We start from the raw sequence: 23,395 nt of genomic DNA on the forward strand, positions 1-23,395 counted from the left end.
GCCCTTTGCGCATTTTGTATCGCTGTGTATCGGCGGCGGCTGTGGATACGTACCGATTTACACCGGCGGTTTTTCGACACAGGCGCGATACCTCAGGGGCTTCAAATTGATTCCAACGAGGCACGCCGCCTCCCATCACTGAAACCTGGAGCCCAACGCCATGAACGCTAAAACCATCTTCGCCGCCTGCCTGTTTGCCGCCTTGAACATCTGCACCTTGTCGGCCCGTGCCGAAGCCAGCGAGCAGACTTACACCTACGGCACTCACCTGGACATCAAGCACGTCGTATCCATGACCCAGGACCCCACACCCGCCTGCGGCGTGGTGAATGCGCGGATGACCTACCTGGACTCCCACGACAAGACCCAGGTGCTGGATTACCTCAAGTTTGGCGACGGCTGCATCGGCGACAACTGAGTGCTCTTATCCATAACGTGAACACCATGCTACTGATCGCATTCCTGGGCGGCATCTGGCCGGGGCGGTCGAATGGCTCAACTCCCCAGAGCTGAGCGCTCAGGCGCTCAAGGGCAAAGTGGTGCTGGTGGACTTCTGGACCTACGACTGCATCAACTGCCAGCACACCTTGCCGTACGTGAAGGCGTGGGCGAAGAAGTACGCCAAGGACGGCCTGGTGGTGATCGGCGTGCATCCCCCGGAATACGGCTATGAACGCAGCCTCGGCAACGTCAAGGATCAGGTACGCAAGCTAGGTATCACTTATCCGGTGGCCATCGACAACAACTACGCGATCTGGCGCAACTTCGATAACCAGTACTGGCCCGCCCACTACCTGATCGACGCCAAGGGCCAGGTACGCTACAGCCATTTTGGCGAGGGGCATTATGAGGCGCAGGAGCAGATGCTCCAGACGCTGTTAAGCGAGGCCAAAGACGGCGCCTCCGGCAGGTGAGCGATGCGGTCTATGCTTGTTCAGTAAGCCGATGGCACTCCTAGGTTTCGCAGTGGACTAAGCAACAGGGTCTACCCAGGCCCTTTGCTTTTCTGACATGGACCGGACATGAATCAAACCAACCTGCAATTCAAGACCCTGCTATTACTGCTGGTCCTGGTGACCGTCGCATTTATCTGGATATTGCTGCCGTTTTACGGCGCGGTGTTCTGGGCAGTCATCCTGGGCATCATCTTTGCCCCGATGCAACGCCGCCTGCAGCAGCGCTTTGGCTGGAACCGCAACCTCACGTCCCTGACCACCTTGATGGTGTGCCTGGTGATCGCCATTTTGCCGGTGATCATTACCAGCGCCTTGCTGGTACAAGAGGGCGCGACCCTCTACAAAAACGTCGAGAGCGGCAAGCTGGACGTGGCCGGGTATATCGAGCAGTTCAAGAACTTCCTGCCGCCGTACTTCCAGCATCTGTTGGACCGCTTCGGCATGGGCAACCTGGAAGGGCTGCGCGAAAAGATCGTCAAGAGCGCGATGCAGGGCAGCCAGTTCTTTGCGTCCCAAGCGTTCAGCTTCGGCCAGGGCACGTTTGATTTCCTGGTGAGTTTTTTCATCATGCTGTACTTGCTGTTTTTCCTCCTGCGCGACGGCCCCGAGCTGGTGCGCAAGGTGCGCACGGCGGTGCCGTTGGCCGAGCCGCAGAAGCGCCGCTTGCAGCTCAAGTTCAACCGGGTAGTGCGCGCGACGGTCAAGGGCAACGTATTGGTGGCCGTGACCCAGGGGGCACTGGGCGGTTTGATCTTCTGGTTTTTGGACATTCCCAGCGCGTTGCTCTGGGCGGTGTTGATGGCGTTTCTGTCGCTGTTGCCGGCGGTGGGGGCGGGCATTGTGTGGGGGCCGGTGGCCGTTTATTTCCTGTTGAGCGGTTCGATCTGGCAGGGCGTGGTGCTGGGGTTGTTCGGCGTGTTTGTAATCGGCCTGGTGGACAACGTGCTGCGCCCGATCCTGGTGGGCAAGGACACCAAGATGCCCGACTACCTGATCCTGATCTCGACTCTCGGCGGCCTGTCGGTGTTTGGCCTCAACGGGTTTGTGATCGGGCCCCTGGTGGCGGCGTTGTTCATGTCCAGCTGGGCGCTGTTTGTCGAGAGCAAGCCGCGCGTCAAGTTGCCATTGCCGTGACGATCAGGCGTGCAGCTTGAAGGTCGAGGCTTGTTGCAGTTGTTTCTCGGCGGCGGACAACGATGTCAGCGGGCCGCTGATGGCTTCTCCGTCGCGTACCAGGTACCAGCAGGCGAGCAAACCCAACTCCCGAAGAGAGGCGGGGACGGCGCTACCGATGACGGACATGATTTGAACAGTGGGCATAAGAACCTCCAATCGCTATGGAGGCCACCTTACGGCGTCGAGTGGCGTAGGAAAAATCACCCGTCTCGATAGTCGACATCGACGCGAGGTGTCAGTCCACCACTTGATCGAGCATGTTCACCACTTCCTGCTCACTGAGCAGGCCCTTGCGCACCAGGTTTTCCGCCAGTAACGCGAGGAACTTGGCGCTGCGGTGGCCTTCCAGGTGCTTGAGCTCCGTGAGGGCGCTGTACACCTTGCTGGACGTACAGAGGCCAGCGGTGCGGTGGGGGTTTTGCGTGGGCATGGTCAGTCGTCCTTGTTGTTATTGGGTGGACAGGATCCAGAGTGGGCGTATGGCGTGACGCAAACATGACAGCGCAAGCCCTGTTCAAGCAAGTAGACATTGGTGTCAATCATGTGCGAATACGCCTCTGGCATTGTCCTCAGAGCGACCTTTGCAGGATAAATCCGGACTTTGCGCACAAAAAAAGGCCCCGCGTGTCAGCGAGGCCTGTTTCAGACGTAGGGGATTGCCGGTTACCAGCCGCGGCCGTAATAGCCGTGGGGAGGGCCGTAGTAGCCACGCGGTGGGCCGTAATACACCGGCGCCGGGCGGTAATACACTTGCTGCTGTACATACACCGGTGGTGGCGGTGCGTAGTAGACCGGCGGCGGGGCGGCGTAGACAGGTTGCGGCTGCACATACACCGGCTGCTGCACATAGACCTCGCGGGGCTGGCTGGCAACCACGGAGCCTACGACGGCGGCGCCGACTAACGCACCCAAGACAGCCGGGCCACCCCATCCACCACCGTGGGCGGAGGCTTGGCCTGCCATAGCGAGTGCACCGATAAGCAAGGCGATCTTGGGGATTTTACGAATCATGGTCATTCCTCGGTTAGCCCCTGCGCTTGTGGTCTGCAATCAATGACTCAAGTAATGTCGCGGGGATACTTTTAAGACAACGTATTTCTGAAAAACAGCACGGCCGCTAGGTAAAGGTTGTGTAAGGTCTGTACCGATTTGCTTACTCAAAGGAGTTTTCCATGCAGATGCACCCCAACAAGGACACCCAACTGTGCATGTCACTGTCGGCGCGCCCCGGAAACTTTGGCTTGCGATTTCATAACCACCTGTACGAGCAGTTGGGTCTGAACTTCTACTATAAAGCCTTCAGCAGCCGGGATTTGCCCGGCGCGATAGGTGGTATCCGTGCGTTGGGCGTGCGCGGCTGCGGGGTGTCCATGCCGTTCAAGGAAGCCGCCATTGCCTTAGTGGACGAACTCGACGCTTCGGTTCAAGCCATCGACTCGCTGAACACCATCGTCAACACCGACGGCCACCTCAAGGCCTACAACACCGACTACATCGCCGTTGAGCAATTGCTGAAAAAGCACGCGGTGCCCACGGACTCGACCTTTGCCCTGCATGGCAGCGGCGGCATGGCCAAGGCCGTCGCCAGCGCCTTGCGCGATGGCGGCTATGCCAATGGCGTGATCGTGGCGCGCAACGAAGCGGCGGGCAGGGCGCTGGCCCGCAACCTGGGGTATGAGTGGCAGGCCCAACTTGGGGGTTTACGCCCGCAGATGCTGGTCAACGTGACGCCGATTGGCATGACGGGTGGCCCCGAGGCGGATGCCCTGGCGTTCGAAGCGGATGCGGTGGATAAAGCGGAGACTGTCTTCGATGTGGTGGCGATTCCCGCCGAAACGCCGTTGATCGTGCGTGGGCGCGCCGAGGGCAAGCGCGTCATCACCGGGCTGGAAGTGATCGCGATTCAGGCGTTGGAGCAGTTTGTGCTCTATACCGGGGTGCGGCCGACACAAGAGCAGTTTGAGGCGGCTGTAGCCTTCGCCCGAAGCTGAACATCAAAGCCTTCCAGGGCGCCACCTGAACCATTCGGATCAGGTGGCGCCAGCGGGAAGCTGCTTACTCATCGGGGCTTAACGGTTCGATTCGCGTGAGACGAGTCGTTCACCAGCGGCGGAAGTCTTTTCAGAGTTTCCTTAACTGGCGCACCACGCGCCCTGAAGTGGAATCATGGCTTGGCTTGGCGAAGTACCAGCTGCGACAGGCGGGTCTTAACTCGGAAGCAGAACTCACGAATTTGAAATTGATAAGCCGGCAGAACCATGTAGTTGATATCGGAACTAATCGAATCTTTAATCTGCATGTATTTACCAGTCTTGCTGGCAATCGCCTGGTATTCCGCTTCGTATTTAGCGTAAGAGGCTTTGTTGTAGATCTTTAATACATCAAGCTCTTTACGGCATTGCTCAGCGCGATTTTCGTTCAAGTTTGTTTCGGATTCTGGCTGAGCAGTTTCCTGCGCGGCGGCGGTTGTGGCGTTCGCAGACGCTGCCTCATAGCGCACGGTATAAGGTGTAGTCGGCTCTGCGGGTGCTGGATGTGCGACCTCTGCGGGTGATTGCTGGGTGACAGCAGGCGCTGGAGTCTCTTTGGGTTTTTCTGGAGTTTTTGTCGCGCATCCCGAGAGGGCAAGTCCTGCCAATACAACAATGCCACAAATTTTATTCATCAGTTTCACCAAAGATTTAATTATGAACGGCTGAGTCGTTACGGTCTGGGCAAAGGTAAAAACACATTCACCGATGGGGTGTAAATGTTCTACCAGCCTCAAGGCGCTCAGCCTCTCTTCCCTGAGTGCGCAGGTGGACGATAATAGTAAAAAAATACCGAGCTGACGAGTAAAAGCTCGTCAGAAAAACCACAAATTTAATCGGGTAGTTACTGTGGGGGGCAAGCCTGCTATAGCGGGGTAACAGGTTGGAGATCGGTGATTGGCACACCGCTATCGGGAGTAAGCCCCCTCCCACATTGGACATGTGTTACGCCTGTTCGAGTTGCGCCAGGCGCTCTTCCAACGCCGCAATCCGTGCTTCCAGCTCTTCAATCCGGTCCACGGAAACCGCTGTACCACGCTCGACGGGATTGCCCCGCGCGGAAATAATCGCCTCGATATCCGCCGGATCCCCCAGCGCATGGGTATAACGGTCTTCGCGTTGCCCCGCCTGGCGCGGCACCAACAGCGCCAGCCCGCGTGCAATCAGGCGTTCAAGCTGATGCACGACCTGCTCGGCATCTTCAAAGTCATGCATGCGCCCGCTGCGGGTCAGCAGTTCGTTGACGGTTTGCGGCCCGCGCAAAAACAGCAGCCCGGTCAGGATTACCTGGGCCGGCACCAACTCCAGCGCCTTATCCACGCGATGCTCCCAGCGGTCGGCGCGGCTGCCCATCACCAGGCGGGTGAAGCCCTGGCCTTCCAGCGCTCGCAGGCTTTGCCCGACCTGGCCCTGGCTGAGGTTCATCACCGGTTCGCGGCTGGTCTTCTGGTTGCACGCCAGCACCAGGGCATTGAGGGTGAGGGGGTAGGTTTCCGGGTTGGTCGCCTGTTTTTCGATCAGGCAGCCCAGGAGGCGGATTTCCGTGCTGTTCAGGCGCGGCTCAGGGGTGTCGGTGTCGTGCTCGGCGGTCATCGCGCTTTCCCTATGCAGTGAACCGCCTAGCCTAAGCCGGAAAAAATAAAAGACAAGCCGCTGGCGTGTCTATAATCGCCGCTGGTTCAACCGTGCCCTAACCATGAGACTGCCATGACTATTTCCCTGTACGCCGCTTCTATCCCAGTCTTCAAGCAAATGCTCAACGCCTTGAGCGATGTGCTGAACAAAGCCGAAGCCCACGCCACCGCCAAGAACATCGAGCCGAATGCCTTGCTGCAAGCGCGCCTGTTCCCGGACATGTTCCAACTGGTGCGCCAGGTGCAGATCGCCGTCGACTTCGCCAAGGGCGTTTCCGCGCGCCTGGCCGAGATCGAAGTGCCGAAATACGAAGACAGCGAAGTGACCTTCGCCGACCTGCAAGCACTGATCGCCAAGGTCCTGGCGTTTGTCGACACCATCAAGCCCGAGCAAGTCGACGGCAAGGAAGGCATCGAAATCATCACCCGCCCAGGCACGCCGAAAGAGAAGCGCTTCAGCGGCCAGTCCTACCTGCTGACCTACGGCCTGCCGCAGTTCTTCTTCCACGTCACCACCGCGTACGCCTTGCTGCGTCATAACGGCGTGGAAGTGGGCAAGCGTGATTACATGGGTGCTTTCTAAATAGCCGCGTTCTAAACCCATAAAAAAAGCCCGGGACGGTTCATTCAAGAACCTCCCCGGGCTTTTTTGTATCCGACGTTTACGCCGGCTGTTCTTCCTTGCCCAGGCACGCGGCAGCGGTGAACAGCACATCGGTGGACGAATTGAGCGCGGTTTCCGCCGAGTCCTGCAACACACCGATGATGAAGCCGACGGCCACCACCTGCATGGCAATCTCACTCGGAATACCGAACAGGCTGCACGCCAGCGGAATCAATAGCAGCGAGCCCCCGGCCACACCCGAAGCACCGCAGGCACAGATGGCTGCGACCACACTGAGCAGCACGGCCGTGGGCAGGTCGACGGCAATGCCCAGGGTGTGCACGGCCGCCAAGGTCAGCACGGTGATGGTGATCGCGGCACCGGCCATGTTGATGGTGGCGCCCAGTGGGATCGACACCGAGTAGGTGTCTTCATGCAGGCCCAGGCGTTTGCTCAGCGCCAGGTTTACCGGAATGTTCGCCGCCGAGCTGCGGGTGAAGAAGGCCGTGATGCCACTCTCACGCAGGCACAGCAGCACCAGCGGGAAGGGGTTGCGGCGCAGTTTCCAGAACACGATCGCCGGGTTGATCACCAGTGCCACGAACAGCATGCAGCCGATGAGCACCAGCAGCAGGTGCGCGTAGCCGAGCAGGGCGCCAAAACCGGAAGTGGCCAGGGTGGACGCCACCAGGCCGAAAATACCCAGCGGCGCAAAGCGGATCACCATGCGTACGATCAACGTGACACCGTTGGACAGGTCATCCAGCACGGTGCGGGTGGTTTCGCCAGCGTGGCGAATCGCAATACCCATGCCGATGGCCCAGGCCAGGATGCCGATGAAGTTGGCATTCATCAGTGCGCTCACCGGGTTGTCCACCACGCTCAACAGCAGGCTTTGCAGCACCTCGCCGATGCCGCCGGGCGCGCTGACGGTGGCGTCATGGGTGGCGAGTACCAGCGAGGACGGGAACCACATGCTGGCGATCACCGCGACCACGGCAGCGGCGAAGGTGCCCAGCAGGTACAGGAACAGGATCGGCTTGATATGGGTTTCCTGGCCGTGTTTGTGGTTGGCGATCGACGCCATCACCAGCACAAATACCAGGATCGGCGCCACGGCCTTGAGCGCGGCGACAAACACCTTGCCGATAAACCCGGTGGCCTTGGCCGCCTCGGGCAGCAGCAAGGCCAGCAGGATGCCGGCGATCAGGCCGATGACAATTTGGGTGACCAGGCTGACGCGCATAAGTCGTTGCAACAGGGAGGGGGCAGCAGTCATAAACACTTGTCTCTAGTTTTTTTAGTCGGGCGCAGCAATGCAGGCGGAAAGCTCCGTAGGAAGCAGGCCGCGAAGTCTAGCATGCTGCTGTAAGCGCCCCGCGCGGTGCGGCATTGCGTCACCCGCGCCCGCAGGCCTTGGGCAAATCCGGACACGTTCTGTTAAGATTCTTGCCTCTCATCTTTCCTCTCCGTCAGCGGGCCCTTCGGGCTGTCGTTGATGTCGTTGTTTCTGGAGTTTTCATGCTGTTTCCCATCCTGCTGCTGTCGGCCGCCGGTTTTACCGTGCTGACCACGGAATTCGTTATTGTCGGGCTGTTGCCATCCATCGCCCGGGACCTGAACGTCAGCGTGCCCCAGGCCGGGCTGCTGGTGACGCTGTTCGCGTTTACCGTGGCCGCCTTCGGGCCCTTTCTTACGGCGTACTTCGCCCGTTTCCCACGCAAGCGCCTGTTTATCAGCATCCTGATCCTGTTCGGTGTGGCCAATACCGTGGCGGCCCTGGCGCCGAATATCTGGGTGATGGCCTTCGCACGGTTGATCCCGGCCCTGGGCCTGCCGGTGTTCTGGGCCCTGGCCAGTGAAACGGCGGTAGACATCGTCGGCCCCGAATACGCCGGGCGTGCGATTGAAAAAATCGGCTTCGGCATCGTGTGTGCCACGGTGTTCGGCATCCCGGTGGGTACGTTGATTTCCGATATGTTCGGCTGGCGCAGCGCGTTTGCCATCCTTGCCGTGGTGGCGCTGGCCAAGGCCGTGCTGCTGTTTATCTACCTGCCGGTGACCCAACCGAAGAACGATCAGGTAACCCTGCGCTCGCAGTTCAAGATCCTGCGCAACCCGCTGATGCAGGGGCATATCCTGCTGTCGATCCTGGTGTTCAGCGGCATGTTCACCGCCTACACCTACCTGGCGGACATCCTTGAACGCCTGGCCGGCTTTGACGGCACCCTGGTGGGCTGGTGCTTGATGGGCTTTGGCGCGGTGGGCTTGATCGGCAACTCCCTGGGCGGGCGCGCGGTGGACCGCCACCCGTTGATCGCGTCCATGCTGTTCTGCGGCTTCATGATCGCGGGCATGGTCGCGCTGGTGCCGGCGATTCACTCCACCGTCGGCCTGGCGGCGGCGATGGCCGTGTGGGGTGTGACCCAGGCGGCGATGTTCCTGGTCAGCCATGTACGGCTGATGAAAGCCGCGCCCCATGCGCCGGCGTTTGCGGCGTCGCTGAATATTGCCGGGGCCAACCTGGGGATCGGCCTGGGCGCGCTGGTTGGCGGGCATGTGATCGACACGTTGGGCCTGGGCAGCCTGGGTTTTGCGGCGTCCGGGTTTATCCTGGCGTCGATCCTGCTGGCGCTGTGGTTGATGACCGCCAGGCAGCCGGTCGCGTCCAGCACCTGAGCCATCAGGGCAGGGCGGTAAACAACTCCCGTCGAGCACCTTCGGTAATCGCCACGATGCCGGGGTGCTTGACCTTGCGCTCCACCGAGATCGCGTAGAACGACTCGGTGACCGCATCGGTCTGGCCGATCAGCGCCACACCGTACTGGCGCACCACCTCATCGGCGATCACGCTGGGGGCGATGAAGATCCCGCTGCCGGATTGTCCGAATGCCTGCATCAAGGCGCTGTCGTCGAACTCACCGATAATTTTGGGCTGGATCTGCTGCTCGGCGAACCAACGCTGCAGGCGGCTGCGCACCACGGTTTCGGCACCTGGGATCAACAGGGGCGCGCCATGCAGGCACTGTGGGAAATCACCACCGTACCGGTCGGCCAATGCCTGGGTGGCGAAAAAGCTGATGCCACATTCCCCCAACTTCTGGCTGTAGCCCTTGATGTCCAGGTGCGTAGGCATGGGGCTGTCGGAAATCACCAGGTCCAGGCGCTGGATCGCCAGGTCGGCCAGTAAACGCTCGAGTTTGTCTTCACGACAGGTGATGCGGATCGGCTCGCTCAGTTCCATGGTCGGCGCGATCAGCCGGTACACGATGGACTTTGGCACCACATCCGCCACCCCGACCCGAAACACAATCTGCTGTTGGTTGGGTTGTGCGCGCAGCATGGCTTCCAATTCATTGCCGGTCTGGAACATCTGCTCGGCGTAGGGCAGGGCCTGGCGCCCGGCTTCGGTGAGTTCCAACTGGCGACCGACGCGCTGAAACAATGCGATGCCATATGTTTGCTCCAGCAGGCTGATTTGCCCGCTGATGGTCTGGGGCGTGAGGTTCAGTTGCTCGCAGGCGCGCACGATGCTGCCAGTCTTGGCCACCACCCAAAAGTAGTGCAGTTGTCGGTAATTGAGCATGGCGGCCTACACTTCGTAAAAAACGAAGTATACGCGAGAAAAATACGAATTTTCCTGAACTGTTCGCTTGCATAGAATGCCTCGCTATCGCGGGGCCACTATTTGGACCCAATGGTTCTAACGAGGAATACATCATGAAACTCAATTCCCTGGGCGCGGCCTCACTGCTTGCGCTTTCATTGGTGATGATCAGCGGTTGTGATCAGGTCGAGAAAAGTGCGCAGCAAGTGTTGGGCAAAGCCACTGAATCGGCCAAGCAGGCGATCGATGACACCCACAAGGCCGCCGAACAGGCGTTGAGTGAAGCGACACAAGGCCTGATCAACCCGCAAAAAAACGATGATCAGCAAGAAAAACAGCCAGAATCAAGCAGCAAAGAAGCTTAATTTCCCAGCACAACGTCAGGACTGACCTATGGATTACCTTTTACAACTGGCCGCCAGCCCTACCGCCTGGGTGGCACTGGCCACCTTGATCGTGATGGAAGTCGTGCTGGGCATCGATAACCTTATCTTCATCTCGATCCTCACCAACAAGCTGCCCGAGCAGCACCGGGCCAAGGCGCGGCGCATCGGCATCAGCATGGCGTTGGTGTTGCGCCTGGGCCTGTTGAGTACCATCGCGTTCATCGTGCAACTGACCGCGCCGGTGTTCGAAGTGTTTGGCCAGGCGTTTTCGTGGAAGGACATGATCCTGATCGCCGGCGGCCTGTTCCTGGTGTGGAAGGCCACCACCGAAATCCATCACAGCATGGACCCGGAGCCGGAAGAGAAGGCCTCTGTGGGTAACACCGTGACCATCGGCTTTGCCGCGGCGATCGGGCAGATCCTGTTGCTTGACCTGGTGTTCTCCATCGACAGCATCATTACCGCCGTGGGCATGACCGAGCACTTGCCGATCATGATCATTGCCGTGGTGACCTCGGTGATCGTGATGCTGGTGGCGGCCGAGCCGCTGGCCAAGTTCATCAACGACAACCCGACCGTGGTGATGCTGGCCCTGGGCTTCCTGATCATGATCGGCATGACGCTGATCGCCGAAGGTTTCGGCGCCCATGTGCCTAAAGGCTACGTGTACGCGGCCATGGCCTTCTCGGCGGCGATCGAGTGCTTGAACATCGCCCGACGCAACCGCCACAAGCGTTTGCTCGCTGCCCGACAGTAAGGCGTAAACCCAAAGGCCGGCTGCGCTCGCAAGAGCTCAGCCGGCCTTTTGTTGTCTGTGACCGTCAGCCCGATCGGGCAGGGTAGGGATGGGGTTGCCGCAGGTGAGTCAACAGCGTTAGCTGTCGGCACTCACCTGGGTAGGTTCCGGGCAGGTTTCGTCGCCGTTGTTGAGGCCCTGCTTGTAGTTGCGGCTCAGCAGCGAGGCCTTGCCGTTGTGCCAGGTCAGGGTCAATACATACAGCGTGTCGTAGTCGCTGCCCGACCAGTCGTCGGTGATGGTGTGTTTCTCGCCCGAGGCTTCACTGGCCACCTTGTTGATCAACTCCGGCAGGTAGCCGTGGGACCAGGCGGTGTAGATGATGGAGTTGTGGTATTTGTCCTCGACCAGCTCGTCGGCGAGGGCGCTGGTGTCATTCGCCGAGAATTTGATGTTCACCGGCAGGCCGAGCTTGATGGCGCTGGGGCTGATGGTCATCAGGGGTCGAATGTAGCTGTAGGAATTGTCCAGCTCGCCTTCCTCGACATTGCGCGTCGGGTTGGCGGCGAAGACGAAGTTGGCCTTGCCGAATTTTTCCGGCAATACCGTGGCCAGGTTCATGGCACGGTTTAGGCCCTGGCAATTGAGCTGGCCCAGGCCGCCGAGGGGTTTCTCACCGTGACGCAGGAACACCAGGGTTTGCACGCCGTCCACTTGCTCGGCACGGCTGGTGCGTGATTCCAGGGTCAATCCGATCGCGCCGCCAACCAGCAAAAGCGGCAACATGATGTATGAATAGCGTTTCAGGCGCCGCGCAAGGCACAGAGGCTTGATGGTCATTGGGTGTCGAGTCTTCGGTGCTTCGAGTTAAGGCTGACATGCCCGGCCCCAGTACGCATCCGGCGTGCTGCGGTTGTTCCCTGTCGATATAGCGAGGTGCCTCCATTCACCGTGACTGCGCAACTAAGAGTGTAAGCCGGCTTATTGGTTCGCCTGCGTAGGACAATAGCCCGCTGATGTTGCGCATTGATGAACCATGCAGGACGCGAGACAGATGACTATGATGGGGGCTTTATGCCGAGGGACTTCCCGATGAACCCAATCGCCGCCTTCCCGATCAACAGTAAATGGCCCGCCCAGCATCCGGAGCGCCTGCAACTCTACTCGCTACCCACGCCCAACGGGGTAAAGGTTTCGATCATGCTCGAGGAGTTGGGCCTGCCCTACGAGGCGCACAAGGTCAGTTTCGAGACCCAGGACCAGTTGTCCCCCGAGTTCCTGTCCCTGAACCCCAACAACAAAATCCCCGCGATCATCGACCCCGACGGCCCGGCCGGCCAGCCTTTGGCGCTGTTTGAGTCGGGTGCGATCCTGATCTACCTGGCGGAAAAAACCAGCCAGTTGCTCTCCGAAGATCCCGCGACACGTTATGAAACCATTCAGTGGCTGATGTTCCAGATGGGTGGTATTGGCCCGATGTTCGGTCAACTGGGGTTCTTCAACAAATTCGCCGGCAAGGCCTACGAGGACAAGCGCCCCCGCGACCGCTATGCCGCTGAATCCCGACGCCTGCTCGAGGTCCTGGAAAAGCGCCTGCTGGGCCGCACCTGGATCATGGGCGACGAGTACAGCATCGCGGATATCGCCACCTTCCCCTGGGTTCGCAACCTGATCGGCTTCTACGAATCCGGCGACATTGTCGGCATCGCCGACTTCCCTAACGTACTGCGCGCGCTGGACGGCTTTGTCGCCCGGCCGGCGGTGATCCGTGGCCTGAATATTCCGAGCTGAAGCATGCCGACTTTCGATTTCAAGCAACTGGATGTATTTAGCGACGTGGCGCTCAAGGGCAACCCGCTGGCCGTGGTCCTGGGGGCTGACAGCTTGAGTGACGGGCAGATGGCGGATTTCGCCCGCTGGACCAACCTCAGTGAAACTACGTTTTTGCTGACGCCCCGCGATCCGCGGGCTGACTACCGCGTGCGAATTTTCACCACTCTTAAGGAACTGCCCTTCGCCGGGCACCCAACCCTGGGCAGTTGCCACGCATGGTTGCAGGCAGGGGGTGTGCCACAAGGCGAAGAGATCATCCAGGAATGCGAAATCGGCTTGGTGCGCATCCGTCGCCAAGGCGAAGAGCTGGCATTTATTGCGCCGCCGTTATTGCGTTCCGGTGCGGTGGACGCAGCATTGCTGGAGCGCGTGCGCCTCGGGTTGGGTCTTGCACCGCAGGCAATCGTGCGCAGCCAGTGGGTGGACAACGGCGCCGGGTGGCTGGCGGTGATGCTGGCCGAGCGTGACCAGGTGTTGGCATTGCAGCCGGATTACTCGCAGTTGCTGGGGCTGGCGGTGGGCGTGATCGCTCCCTGCGACCCCCAGCGCGACGACGTGGATGCGCAGTTTGAGGTGCGTGCCTTTGTCGCAGGCGACGGTGCCCAGGAAGATCCGGCCACCGGCAGCTTGAACGCGGGCGTTGCGCAATGGTTGCTCAGCGAGGGGCTTGCGCCCGAGCGCTATGTGGTCAGCCAGGGCACGGCCATGGGGCGCGCGGGGCGTATCAGCGTCGAACGCCAGGGCGATGAGATCTGGGTCGGTGGCGCCGTCGCGGTGTGCATCGAAGGGCGCCTACAGCTCTAGATCAATAAATTGTTACGGCCCACGCAATACACTGTTGGCCCCTTGGCGTTTGTAATGCCGGGGCCAAGGGGCATAAGCTTTCGCCCCAAAGTTTTCCCTCTTTGTCAGGACAGCCATGACCAGCCAGTTCCCCCAAGCCCGCCCACGCCGCCTGCGCCGCTCTCCAGAGCTGCGTGGCTTGTTCCAGGAAACCGAGTTCACCCTTAACGACCTGGTGCTGCCGATTTTCGTCGAAGAAGAAATCGACGACTTCGTGCCGATCACCAGCATGCCGGGCGTGCAGCGCATCCCCGAGAAGAAGCTGGCCGGCGAGATCGAGCGTTATGCCCGTGCCGGGATCAAGTCGGTGATGACCTTTGGCGTGTCCCATCACCTGGATGCCAACGGCAGCGACACCTGGAAAGAACGCGGCCTGGTGTCGCGCATGTCCTCGATCATCAAGGACGCCGTGCCGGAAATGATCGTGATGTCCGACACCTGCTTCTGCGAATACACCGACCATGGCCATTGCGGCGTGATGCATGGCGCCCATGTCGATAACGACGCGACCCTGGTCAACCTCGGCAAACAAGCCGTGGCGGCCGCGCGCGCCGGTGCTGACGTGATCGCCCCCTCGGCGGCGATGGACGGCCAGGTCCAGGCGATCCGCCGCGCCCTGGATGACGCGGGGTTCACTCACATCCCGATCATGGCCTACTCGACCAAATTCGCCTCGGCGCTTTACGGCCCGTTCCGCGAAGCCGGTGGCAGCGCGCTCAAGGGCGACCGTAAAAGCTACCAGATGAATCCGATGAACCGCCGCGAAGCCGTGCGCGAATCGCTGCTCGATGAGCAGGAAGGCGCGGACGCCCTGATGGTCAAACCGGCCGGTGCCTACCTCGACATCATCCGCGACATCCGCGAGGCTTCGCGCCTGCCGGTGGCGGCGTACCAGGTGAGCGGCGAGTACGCGATGATCAAGTTCGGCGCCCAGGCGGGTGCCATTGATGAAGCGCGGGTGGTGCGTGAAACCTTGGGGTCGGTCAAGCGCGCGGGGGCGGATCTGATCTTCACCTACTTCGCGATGGACCTGGCATTGGCCGGTATCTGACCTGAATGGGCGTGCGTTTCGATTTGAAATGTGCGCCCGCTTCAGAAGTTGATACTGCGCGCTATGTCCTTGAGCTTTATAAAACGACGGCACGTCAGTGTCTCATCCACGCTCTGCAGGTCGTTCAGAAATTGGGTGTTCAACTGATCCAACTCCGGGTCGTTAAAGCCATACCAGGTGTCATATAAATGCCCGGGGCCTCGGGGCGGGCCAAAATACATTTCAAAACACAGGCGATTACGCAATGTATCGCCAAAGGTCACCAGCTTTCTTCGGTTGATGGGCGGCATCGTCTTGCTGGTCGGCGCAGGTACGCGAAGCCGCAAGGCAAAAGCATTCTGCTGGTAATGGCCCATGGCACCGTGATCGGCCGAGTGGGCAACGGTGACGTCCCAGATAAACGAGGCGATCACCCTGGCCAATGTATCTCCCTCGCGTATGCGTTGATGATCCGGAAAACCGCTGACCCAGGCCGCAATGGCATCGCTCCAGTACGTTATCACCGGATCGTCGACATCAATGTGCGCCACTACGGCGCTGACAAAATCAAGAATCACGTTGTAATAACCGCGCAGAAACTCATCGAAGTCCGACCAGACTTTTTCCGGCGCCAGCAGGTAGTTATACGGCGGGTAACAGTTGTTGCCCGCGATGCCGGAAAACGCATCGGTCATATGCCCGGTCCAACCGCGCCCGTCTTCGATAATCGGGATGTTTCCCCAGCCCGGGTAGGGCGTGTACGGCAGGAATTGGTTGTTGTGCGCGACGGAGTAGGGCAGTAGCGAAACGGCCTGGTTGATCGCCAATTGAATCCGCGTGTGTGGCGCAATCAGTTTGAACAACAAATGCTGTTGAGGCAGTGCGGTCAAGCTGATTGCGCTGATGGCGTCCATCGGGAAATGCACCCGTGGGTGAGTCACCAGGGTGATCACACACAGGGCGCCTTGAAATACAAAATACTTGGCAAGCTCCCAGGCGTTTTTATCCTCAGGGGTTAAGACCAGGCCGTTTATCTTGATGGCCAGCGCTGTCCCCGAGTGATCGGTCTCACGCTTGAACAGGGTCAAGCTGGGCGCCGAGTAGATACCGTGCAGCGGATCGACGCGATTCATGCTCAGCGTGTCGATTTTCAAATACTTGGGTTGGCCCTCGCTATCGAACAGATCATCTGGGTTCAGTACCTCAGGAAACTCAGCAGCGTCCTCCAGCCCAACCGGGGTCAGCAATTTGCTGAACGTGCCATAAAACAGTTGTTCGACGAATAATCGGTCGGACACCGGCTGCAGTTTGTGATCACCCGCGAGCATCTTGAGGATTATCTTGAGACGACCGGACTTCAGGGTTTTGAGGTAGTGGGACACCACATTGAGACGGAAATCCTCCAATTGGGTCTTGGGGACTTTTTTAATCATGGCGGGTAGTTTGGGGACTAATGTATTAACTTTAGGCCAAGGGCCGTTGCTACCGTACAGGTAGTCATCGGTGGTATAGCCTTGAGGCGGTCCTGCCCACTCTGTGTAGAGCTCTGCTGACATAAAAACCCCCTTTTCTGGAGAGAGTGAAGGCGGGTATGCGTGTGATGTCAGTTAAGCCGTTAAGAAAAGCCGGGGCAACTGTAAGAGTTGACAGGTTTAATTTTGGTGGTTTTGTGGTAGGCGGTTATAGGTAGCTTTTCTTGATCCATAGTTGGTAGCAAAGTTTGCTCCCGCTGAACGAGTTGGCGATCCGCCAATCTGCCTGAAACACAGCGTTGTCCATATTGGGGCTGCTTCGCAGCCCAACGCGAGCAAGCTCGCTCGCCACGGGGAGTGGGGAGGGCAGTGAGGTGGTGGTCTTACCATGTTGATTGGTCTTCGTGGCTGGCTTTTTGGAGATCGTCTCTCCAGGCCTCGTTGGCTAAACGATAAATGTCGGCGAAGAAGCCTCGGGGGTCGGCTATTTCTGTTTCGTTCCAAGCCATTGTTATGTACTCGTCGTAATCGCTTTCGAATTCTTTAGCAAAGTCAAAGTCGGGGCTGTCTAGCGCGTCTTTGAGTGCAGATATCAACATAAATCGATGCCTGTATGAAAGGTACATAAGGTCTTTTAGAATAAAGGAAACTATGATTGTTTCCCTGTCTTTTTCATTGTTAGGGTCATGTTTCCATAGCTCTTTGCCAATTGTATCCTCAAGATCGTATATTGATATCGCTCCTAATATATGAGAAATATTAGGGGTGTAAGGGGTGTTCGTAAATGGGCATTTCAACATTGTTTGCTCACTTAGGGAATGCGGTAAATGGTCTAGTCGGATTGTTTCTATCAAATCTGACTTCCGCTTTGTCCATACTCTCAGTGTATTTTGGGTTTTTTATGTCCCTGCTATTAGGTTTGTATCCTCGCCCTGAGTCGGGTAAGTCAACCACAATCACAGGGTTGCCTCTTTTATCAAAATTTGTTGGAGATGGAGAATCACCCTGCATCCTACCTATCGCTTTATTTATAGCCTGAAGCTGCATTTTCCAAGATTTAAATTGTGAGCTGGAGTTGATGGGGCCTCTGCGCCCAGTGGTTGGGTTTGTTCCGTCTATGGAACGTTGTTTCAACTCCCTATCTGGTATTTCCGGGCCATGCTTTTCAACCGCGTGCATGCCGTATTTTTGTTCCCAGCTCAGCACCTGCCGTTTTGCATTTGCCTCTGTCAGTTTATCTATTCTTGTCTGTCGTTCAGTTCGAGCGAGCTGGGGTAAGGCCGGTACCCCCTCATCAACGCTTGGTTTCGGATGGTCTGGAGTCGCATCGGTTTGACACCTGTCACCAGGGCAAGAGTTTAACCCCAGCGGATCCACCCACCCCGTAGGATTAGGCACGTACTGGTACGCGTTAATCCCACCGGCCAGCTTCACCGGGTCCGGGGTCAGGTAGCGCCCAATATCAGGATTGTAGTAGCGATGGCGGTTGTAGTGCAGCCCGCTTTCCGGGTCGAAGTACTGGCCCTGAAAGCGCAGCGGGTTGTCGACTTTGCCCACGTCGAGGCGGGTGATTTCGCCGTAGGCGCGGTAGTGCGCGGACCAGACGATTTCGCCGTCGGGGTTTGTGAGCTCCTGGGGCGTGCCGAGGTGGTCGAGTTGGTAGTGGTAGGGTTTGGTTTCCTTTGGGCCGTAGCCTTCTAGGAGTGCCAGTGGGCGGAAGCTGTCGGGCTCGTAGATATAGCTGCGATGGCGACCCGCGTGGTGTTCGGCAATCAGCTTGTCGCCTTGCCAGAAACACTCGGTGGTGATGGCATCCACCGTTTTGCTAATGCGCCGCCCAAATGGGTCGTAGCGGTAGCTGGCGGTTTGCCCGTTGGGTTGGGTGAGGCCGATCAGGCGGTGTTGGCTGTCGTAGCGGTATTCGGTGATTAGCGCGTGGCCTTTGCCACGGCGTTCGCGGATGAGGTTGCCGAAGGCGTCGTAGTCGTAATGGCGGTCGCCCTGGATGGTCAGGCGGTTGCCGGCGACGATGTCGGGGCCGGGGCGGTCTTGCATCAGCAGGTTGCCGGCGGGGTCGTGGGCGAAGCGTTCCTGGATGTCTTGGGAGTGGTCGGCGCGGGTGAGGCGGTTCAGCGGGTCGTAGTGGTAGTGGTGTTCGCCTTTGCGGGTGTCGAGCAGGCGGGTGAGGTTGCCGGATTTGTCGTAGTCGTATTGGCGCTGGTAGAGGGTGTGTTGCTGTTGGGTGACGGCGTGGGCGTGCAGGCGCTGTTGGTCGTCGTAGTGGTAGTGGCTGAGGAGTTGGCCTTGTTGGCGTTGTTGTTCCTGGCCGGCTTTGAACAGGTGCGAGGTTAGCAGCGTGCCATTTAGTTCGACGGTGGCTAAGTGGCCGCCTTTGCCATGGTTGAACACCAGACGGTTGTTGTCCGGCAGCCGTAGGTTTTGCAGTTGGCCGCAGGCGTCGTAGCCATAGCGCAAGGTGCCCCAACCCTGGTGTTCGGCGATGAGACGATTTTGGGGGTCGTACTCGTAGGACAGCGCCCAGTGGCCGTCCGCGACGCTAAGGAGGTTGCCTTGGCGGTCGTAGGCGTAATCGACAAGGGTGCCGTCTGGTAGGGTTTTTCGTACGAGGCGGCCGGCGTGATCGCGCGCGTAGCGGGTGATTAGCTGACTGCCATCGTCGCCGTATTCAGTTTTCTCCAGCAGGTTGCCGTTGAGGTCATAGACGTAGGCCGTACGCTGGCCGTCGAACCCGGTTTCCTGCTGGATCAGGCCATTGGGGGGGTAGTCGAGTGTGTAAGTCTCGCCGACTTCATTTTCAATTTCGGTCAGCAGCAACCGAACATTGTCATAGCGATACTTGACCTGGCTGCCATCGGCGTTGATACGGCGGCTGATCAGGTGCAGCCCATCGGCGTATTCGTAGCGGGTGACGTGCCCCAGCTCATCGCGTTAAGCGGTGATTTTTCCGTAGGGGTTGTAGCTGTATTCCCGCGCCGCGCCGCCTGGCAACACCAAGCGAATCAAGCGGCCCACGCTGTCCCACTGATACTGGGTCAGGGACCCAACCTCATCCTCCCGCGCAATCTGCCGTCCAAGATCGTCATAGCGATAACGCTTGATCCCACCATTCGGCAGCTGTTCTTCAATGAGCTGGCCACGCTCATTCCACACCCGGCGCAGACAGCTGTGATCCGGATACCAAACCCCAATCAGCTGGCCTTTTTTGTCGTAGCTGTAGTCGGTGACGTGGCCTTCGGGATCTGTCTTACGGACGACATCGCCTTGATCGTTGCGCTCATATTTCCAGACTGCTTTTCCACGCCGCACGACCCGTACGAAACCATTGTCATGCTCGTAGGAAGTCGGCTCATCGTCCCCCGGAAACAACGCCACCAAGCGTCCGGCTTCGTCGTATTGATACGCCGTCACCGCCCCCAGCGGGTCTTGCTCAACCGTCAGCCGGCCCTTCGCGTCGTAGGATTTAAAGTGCTCGGCACCATCCGGATCGATGCGCTGCACCAGCCGCGCACGGTCATTGTGGACGTACACTTCCTGGCTACCATCGGCGTTGTGCACCGTGACGCCGCCGTTGTCGTCCCAGGCATAGCGCGTGTCCATCTGTGAAAAGCTGGCCCAGTGCCGGACACAGCGTGCCGCCTTACCCGCGCGTTCCCACTCCCAAAAGAAGCTCGCCCCACCGGCCAGCCCACGTTCCAATATGACGTGCTGATCGTCGTACCGATAAACCTCACATTCACCTACAGCATTGGTCGCCGAGGTCAGCCGGCCAGCGTCGTCATAGGCGTAGGAAACAATGCAAAACTCGGTAACCCATTCAAAGGGTTCATGGCCCTTGGCGCGCTGAACCTGATAGTCCACCGCGACGATGCGACCCGACGCATAGCGCAAAAACAGCGAGCGCCCGACACCGTTATCCAGCCGCTCAATACGCCCGGAGTAGTCCCGAATAATCCGCAACCGGTTGTCATACGCATCGCTGATCGAGACCAGCACGCCATCGCGAAAATGATAGAAACGCGAGACCTGGGCCAGCACCAGTTCATCAGGCGAAGCGCCCAAATAAATAGCCGCTTCGGCCAGGCTATTGGTGATTGCCGGTCGAGAAACGGTAGGCAAGGGCAGGGTGGTCGACCGATTTTCTTGGTCCGTCCACACCACCGATTCGCCAGAAACAGCAAGCCGCTGCGCCAGCGAATGACTCCACCCAAACCCCAACCCGCAATCCACTTCCACCGCACTGGTGCGATACAACCGAGACCACTCAAACGGCAGCACCCCATCCAGCGTCCCATCGGTCAGCGTCAGCAATTCCTCGCCAGTGACCATCGACACCGGGCAACCATTGGTAGCAGTCTTATCCGCAGAAGCTGCCGCATCCCCCTTCGGGTTTTTCGCCGACAGGGGAACGTCATCTACGTGTTCCTGCCTGACCAACACCGTCTGCTGGGATTTGCTGCGCACCGCTGGCACCGGGTTGGCAACCAACTGCTCCCCAGCCTTCAACTGCGCAGCCGGCACCGTCTTGATCGCCATCGACGGGCCACCCAGCAATATCGGCTTCGCCACCTCACCATGCTCCACCAGGCGAGACTTCCCGAATTGCCCTGCAATATGTTCTAACCACTGGCGCGCGCGATGGGACTTGATCCCTCCCAACACCTTCGCACTGATACGGATCGCCATCCCCATCCCGGCTGTGGCTAGGCCAAGCAGCAGGTTGATCAAGACTTCGGCGCCCATCGCCCCCAGCAGCTCGTTCATGTACGGCGCAGGCAGCAGGCGCATCCAACTGACCAAGGCCGACAGATAGATGAACAACAGCGGCTCATCGCTGAGTACCAGCAAACCTTTGGCGAGGGTTTCGGCGCTGACGGCCAGCAGCTTTTCAAACTCGGCCTGCGACAGGTAAAGCAGGAGTTTTTCCGCGTTTTCCAGCGGGTGGCTCAGCCACTGAAGCAGTTGCTTGATGGTGTCCCACACCGAGTACAGCGCGTCGCCGAACCCACTGGCATAGGCCTTGTGCAACGTCAGATAGCGCTGGAGGAAGTTGGCTTCGGCGTAATCCTTCCACAGCGGCTGGAACGTGCCGCTCCACTCACTGCGCAGCCAGCCCTCAAGCGGTGCAATCACTGACTGATACGAGGCATACAGCGCCTTGAAGTGTTCCTTCGAAACGTTGGGGTAAAAGTTGACCCGGTATTTCTGGTTGCGATCACACTCGGTGATTTCCAGAATGCCGCTGGGCCCGATGGTCTTATGGATCGGCTCGCCCAGCAGGCCGCCGTTTGGATCAACTCGTTGCAGCACGACGGGCGTATTGCCAATAGGCACGAACCGCGAACTCTGGAACATATGCACCAGGGTCAACGTACCGTCAGCTTTGCACTGCGCGGTGGTGCTGCTGGGAAACAGCGAGCGGTTGATCGGCGCTACAAGCTCAACTTCATCCCCGACCTTGAAGACCTGCTCGACATCCAGCGCCGAAAAGCTGAAATAGCTCTCCGCCCAGGTTTCATAGCTATTCAGGCAGCGCTTGAAATCGCCTATAACTGATTCAACGTCTCGCGTCTTCGAATCCATGGCCGCGAGCACCAGCAAGCCAATGGTTTGGCCCGTCGCGCCGATCAAGAGCCAGCCCCATCAACCAAAACACCCACCAGAAAAACCATCTGCAATCCCTCGCGCTGTGTGATCAGGCGAAGGACTTTGCAGAGGTTTTCCGGAAGGGTCTGTAGTGCTTATCTGGGAGTTGGGTGGGATGTTTCCACGGGTTTTGTCTTCCTAATCCCAAGCAATAAGGCGATGGCGGCTTGGCGAACCCTGGTTAGACTTACCTGTCGATATCAGCACCACCCGGCCCGACGTCGTCCAAGGAAGCCCCCATGTACTCAAGCCGCCTGATCCTGTGCCTCACCCCCTTGCTGGTGCTGGCCGGTTGCTCCACCTCACGCGGCCCGCAGCAGCCGGAACGCAGCGAAGCCGAGGTGAAGACGCAGATCGTGCGCCTGCTGCCATCGACGGTGGCGGACCGCAACGGTTGGGCCCAGGATATCTATACCGCCTTCGATACCCAGAAAATCTACCCCAGCACCGAGAATATCTGCGCCGTGCTGGCGGTGACCGAGCAGGAGTCCACCTATCAGGTCGACCCGCCTGTGCCAAACATGGGCAAGATCGCCCAGGATGAAATGCTGCGCCGTGCCGGCAAGGTGCATGTGCCCGCCTTTGTGGTGCGCAGCGCCCTGCAACTGCGTTCGCCCACCGGCAAGACCTACGCCGACCGCCTGAATGCCGCGCGCACGGAGAAAGACCTCAGCGGTATCTTTGATGACTTCATCAGCATGGTGCCTTTGGGCAATACGCTGTTTGGCGGCTTCAACCCGGTGCACACCGCAGGGCCGATGCAGGTGAGTATCGACTTTGCGCAAAAGCAGGCACGGGGTTATCCCTACACGGTGGACGGCACGATCCGACGCGAAGTCTTCACCCGGCGTGGCGGCATGTACTTCGGCATCGCGCATTTGCTCGGCTACCCGGTTAACTATGACCAGCCGCTGTACCGTTTTGCCGATTTCAATGCCGGTTGGTACGCGAGCCGCAATGCGGCGTTCCAGGCCGCCGTCAGCCGGGCGTCGGGCACTGAACTGGCGCTGGATGGGGATTTGATCCGCTATGGCTCGTTGCTCCCGGGTAGTACCGAGCTGGCGGTGCGCTCACTCGGCGCCAAGCTGGATATGCGTAACCCCAGCATCCGCAGCCAGCTGGAGCAGGGCGAGCAGTTGGATTTTGAAGACACCACCCTCTACAAGCGCGTGTTTGCCCTGGCGGACCAGGCTGCCGGCAAGCCGATGCCACGCGCGATTTTGCCGGGCATCGTGCTCAAGAGCCCGAAGATCACCCGCAACTTGACCACGGCCTGGTTCGCCAAGCGCGTGGATGAACGGTATCAGCGCTGTATGAAGCGCTGAGTGGGTAGCTGCCTTTTTACGGTGCCCCAGCTTTTCGTGGCGAGCGGGCTTGCCCGCGTTGGGCTGCGAAGCGGCCCCAAAACCCGCAACCTAATAGGG

General features: G+C 59.1%; 21 protein-coding genes and 2 pseudogenes. 12 read left to right on the plus strand and 11 right to left on the minus strand.

Going from position 1 to position 23,395, the window contains the following annotated elements; all coding sequences use genetic code 11:
- The first annotated feature begins 160 nt into the window (after positions 1–160).
- The 3 genes and pseudogenes from CXQ82_RS10185 (at position 161) to CXQ82_RS10195 (ending at position 2,090) form a co-directional block, all read left to right on the plus strand.
- Positions 161–418 (plus strand): DUF2790 domain-containing protein, encoded by a 258-nt coding sequence (locus CXQ82_RS10185; protein ID WP_101268455.1) that lies wholly within the window; start codon positions 161–163, stop codon positions 416–418.
- A 55-nt stretch (positions 419–473) separates the two neighbouring features.
- Positions 474–914 (plus strand): annotated as a pseudogene (locus tag CXQ82_RS10190) (thioredoxin family protein); the annotation flags it as partial.
- 108 nt (positions 915–1,022) lie between these two features.
- Positions 1,023–2,090, plus strand: a complete 1,068-nt coding sequence (locus tag CXQ82_RS10195; RefSeq protein WP_101268458.1) for an AI-2E family transporter — start codon at positions 1,023–1,025, stop codon at positions 2,088–2,090.
- A 3-nt stretch (positions 2,091–2,093) separates the two neighbouring features.
- Here CXQ82_RS10195 and CXQ82_RS10200 read toward each other — a convergent pair whose 3' ends face one another.
- The 3 genes from CXQ82_RS10200 to CXQ82_RS10210 all read right to left on the minus strand — a co-directional run bounded on the left by CXQ82_RS10200 (position 2,094) and on the right by CXQ82_RS10210 (position 3,149).
- Positions 2,094–2,276 carry a hypothetical protein gene (locus CXQ82_RS10200; RefSeq protein WP_101268460.1) on the minus strand — a complete coding sequence of 61 codons (183 nt, stop codon included), beginning with the start codon at positions 2,274–2,276 and terminating at the stop codon, positions 2,094–2,096.
- Positions 2,277–2,367: 91 nt separating this feature from the next.
- Positions 2,368–2,562 carry a hypothetical protein gene (locus tag CXQ82_RS10205; protein ID WP_010211349.1) on the minus strand — a complete coding sequence of 65 codons (195 nt, stop codon included), beginning with the start codon at positions 2,560–2,562 and terminating at the stop codon, positions 2,368–2,370.
- A 233-nt stretch (positions 2,563–2,795) separates the two neighbouring features.
- On the minus strand, positions 2,796–3,149 hold the full coding sequence (locus CXQ82_RS10210; RefSeq protein WP_065907126.1) for a hypothetical protein: 354 nt from the start codon (positions 3,147–3,149) through the stop codon (positions 2,796–2,798).
- 155 nt (positions 3,150–3,304) lie between these two features.
- Here CXQ82_RS10210 and CXQ82_RS10215 point away from each other — a divergent pair, with 155 nt between their 5' ends.
- Complete coding sequence (locus CXQ82_RS10215) at positions 3,305–4,123, plus strand: shikimate 5-dehydrogenase (protein WP_101268463.1); 819 nt, start codon at positions 3,305–3,307, stop codon at positions 4,121–4,123.
- Positions 4,124–4,296: 173 nt separating this feature from the next.
- Here CXQ82_RS10215 and CXQ82_RS31570 read toward each other — a convergent pair whose 3' ends face one another.
- Entirely contained in the window at positions 4,297–4,899 is a 603-nt protein-coding gene (locus tag CXQ82_RS31570; RefSeq protein ID WP_241150952.1) for a hypothetical protein, read from the minus strand.
- A 208-nt stretch (positions 4,900–5,107) separates the two neighbouring features.
- Positions 5,108–5,755 carry a YceH family protein gene (locus CXQ82_RS10225; RefSeq protein ID WP_101268469.1) on the minus strand — a complete coding sequence of 216 codons (648 nt, stop codon included), beginning with the start codon at positions 5,753–5,755 and terminating at the stop codon, positions 5,108–5,110.
- A 114-nt stretch (positions 5,756–5,869) separates the two neighbouring features.
- Here CXQ82_RS10225 and CXQ82_RS10230 point away from each other — a divergent pair, with 114 nt between their 5' ends.
- On the plus strand, positions 5,870–6,379 hold the full coding sequence (locus tag CXQ82_RS10230) for a DUF1993 family protein (protein ID WP_083359185.1): 510 nt from the start codon (positions 5,870–5,872) through the stop codon (positions 6,377–6,379).
- A gap of 79 nt (positions 6,380–6,458) precedes the next feature.
- On the opposite strand, the gene sstT is transcribed toward CXQ82_RS10230, so the two are convergent.
- Positions 6,459–7,679 carry a serine/threonine transporter SstT gene (sstT, locus tag CXQ82_RS10235; RefSeq protein WP_101268472.1) on the minus strand — a complete coding sequence of 407 codons (1,221 nt, stop codon included), beginning with the start codon at positions 7,677–7,679 and terminating at the stop codon, positions 6,459–6,461.
- A 242-nt stretch (positions 7,680–7,921) separates the two neighbouring features.
- On the opposite strand from sstT, the gene CXQ82_RS10240 reads away from it, so the two are divergent.
- A complete protein-coding gene (locus CXQ82_RS10240; protein WP_101268475.1) occupies positions 7,922–9,079 on the plus strand; it encodes an MFS transporter in 1,158 nt (385 codons plus the stop codon).
- Between the two features lie 4 nt (positions 9,080–9,083).
- On the opposite strand, the gene nhaR is transcribed toward CXQ82_RS10240, so the two are convergent.
- Positions 9,084–9,986: a transcriptional activator NhaR gene (gene nhaR / locus CXQ82_RS10245; RefSeq protein WP_101268477.1), complete on the minus strand. Its 903-nt coding sequence runs from the start codon at positions 9,984–9,986 to the stop codon at positions 9,084–9,086.
- A 134-nt stretch (positions 9,987–10,120) separates the two neighbouring features.
- Between nhaR and CXQ82_RS10250 the strand changes: the two genes are divergently transcribed.
- Positions 10,121–10,372 carry a hypothetical protein gene (locus tag CXQ82_RS10250; protein WP_101268479.1) on the plus strand — a complete coding sequence of 84 codons (252 nt, stop codon included), beginning with the start codon at positions 10,121–10,123 and terminating at the stop codon, positions 10,370–10,372.
- Between the two features lie 28 nt (positions 10,373–10,400).
- Positions 10,401–11,150 (plus strand): TerC family protein, encoded by a 750-nt coding sequence (locus CXQ82_RS10255; protein WP_101268482.1) that lies wholly within the window; start codon positions 10,401–10,403, stop codon positions 11,148–11,150.
- A gap of 117 nt (positions 11,151–11,267) precedes the next feature.
- Here the strand turns inward: CXQ82_RS10255 and CXQ82_RS10260 are convergent, their stop codons facing one another.
- On the minus strand, positions 11,268–11,969 hold the full coding sequence (locus CXQ82_RS10260; RefSeq protein WP_101268484.1) for a histidine phosphatase family protein: 702 nt from the start codon (positions 11,967–11,969) through the stop codon (positions 11,268–11,270).
- Positions 11,970–12,221: 252 nt separating this feature from the next.
- On the opposite strand from CXQ82_RS10260, the gene CXQ82_RS10265 reads away from it, so the two are divergent.
- The 3 genes from CXQ82_RS10265 to hemB all read left to right on the plus strand — a co-directional run bounded on the left by CXQ82_RS10265 (position 12,222) and on the right by hemB (position 14,856).
- A complete protein-coding gene (locus CXQ82_RS10265; RefSeq protein ID WP_101268486.1) occupies positions 12,222–12,920 on the plus strand; it encodes a glutathione S-transferase N-terminal domain-containing protein in 699 nt (232 codons plus the stop codon).
- A 3-nt stretch (positions 12,921–12,923) separates the two neighbouring features.
- On the plus strand, positions 12,924–13,766 hold the full coding sequence (locus CXQ82_RS10270) for a PhzF family phenazine biosynthesis protein (RefSeq protein ID WP_101268488.1): 843 nt from the start codon (positions 12,924–12,926) through the stop codon (positions 13,764–13,766).
- Between the two features lie 115 nt (positions 13,767–13,881).
- Positions 13,882–14,856 carry a porphobilinogen synthase gene (gene hemB / locus CXQ82_RS10275; protein ID WP_101268490.1) on the plus strand — a complete coding sequence of 325 codons (975 nt, stop codon included), beginning with the start codon at positions 13,882–13,884 and terminating at the stop codon, positions 14,854–14,856.
- Positions 14,857–14,897: 41 nt separating this feature from the next.
- Here the strand turns inward: hemB and CXQ82_RS10280 are convergent, their stop codons facing one another.
- From CXQ82_RS10280 to CXQ82_RS10290, 3 genes and pseudogenes are all read right to left on the minus strand, one after another.
- Positions 14,898–16,268 (minus strand): hypothetical protein, encoded by a 1,371-nt coding sequence (locus CXQ82_RS10280; RefSeq protein WP_256581888.1) that lies wholly within the window; start codon positions 16,266–16,268, stop codon positions 14,898–14,900.
- A 422-nt stretch (positions 16,269–16,690) separates the two neighbouring features.
- Positions 16,691–16,906 carry a hypothetical protein gene (locus CXQ82_RS31875; protein ID WP_371917341.1) on the minus strand — a complete coding sequence of 72 codons (216 nt, stop codon included), beginning with the start codon at positions 16,904–16,906 and terminating at the stop codon, positions 16,691–16,693.
- 208 nt (positions 16,907–17,114) lie between these two features.
- A pseudogene (locus tag CXQ82_RS10290) lies at positions 17,115–21,908 on the minus strand (RHS repeat-associated core domain-containing protein).
- Positions 21,909–22,210: 302 nt separating this feature from the next.
- Here CXQ82_RS10290 and CXQ82_RS10295 point away from each other — a divergent pair.
- Positions 22,211–23,296 carry a DUF1615 domain-containing protein gene (locus tag CXQ82_RS10295; RefSeq protein WP_101268496.1) on the plus strand — a complete coding sequence of 362 codons (1,086 nt, stop codon included), beginning with the start codon at positions 22,211–22,213 and terminating at the stop codon, positions 23,294–23,296.
- The last annotated feature ends 99 nt before the right edge of the window (positions 23,297–23,395 follow it).

The organism is Pseudomonas sp. S09G 359, assembly GCF_002843605.1.
Classification (GTDB): domain Bacteria; phylum Pseudomonadota; class Gammaproteobacteria; order Pseudomonadales; family Pseudomonadaceae; genus Aquipseudomonas.